This is a genomic window from Bartonella sp. CM120XJJH, from assembly GCF_042194715.1.
GTDB lineage: Bacteria > Pseudomonadota > Alphaproteobacteria > Rhizobiales > Rhizobiaceae > Bartonella.
Genome location: NZ_JBHINE010000162.1, coordinates 1 through 536 on the forward strand (window position 1 = coordinate 1; position 536 = coordinate 536).

The following is a 536-nucleotide window of genomic DNA, read 5'->3' on the forward strand; positions in this document are numbered from 1 at the left end:
CTTCCCCCTTATCTCTCCCCCCCAAGAACGAAAGCATAACGCGTGATATTTTCTCCCCGATAAAAAAACCTCTTGCCCATCATCGCCCCCCTAAGACTCAATACAAAAACGGTCAGAACCGCGCTCCCATAGCGCCTTCCTCTTCTTCCCTCTCAAACACCTTCCCCCATTTCCCAACATGCTTTCACATTCATGTCCAAGTTCTTTGCACTCCCTGCGCTCAAAGCTCTCTGCTTTCCCCCCTCCCTCAACACTCTACTCTTTCCCCCTACACAAAGCTTTTTTTAAAGATTGACATCTCCTCAACGCTTGTACGGCTGTCCCCCTTTCCACACCTCATATCTCCCCTCCAGCATATGCCTTGCATACGCTTCAAGCTCCCCCCAACATTCGTTCTCCCCACAAGTTTCTCATCCCCTCCTTTCCCATATCGGCTAAGTCCCTCCCAAGCGGCGTCCTCCCTAGACGAAAGCATAACGCGCACCATTGTCACCGCAATGAAAAAGCACTTTGGCCCATCATTGCGGCGCTCCCCC

The 536-nt window shown here is 51.9% G+C and carries 1 protein-coding gene; it reads right to left on the reverse strand.

Annotated features, from left to right (window positions below; genetic code table 11):
* Positions 1-268: 268 nt before the first annotated feature.
* Positions 269-536, reverse strand: a 268-nt coding sequence (locus tag ACFIKU_RS10365; RefSeq protein WP_375657456.1) for a hypothetical protein, incomplete at its 5' end; no start/stop codon positions are given.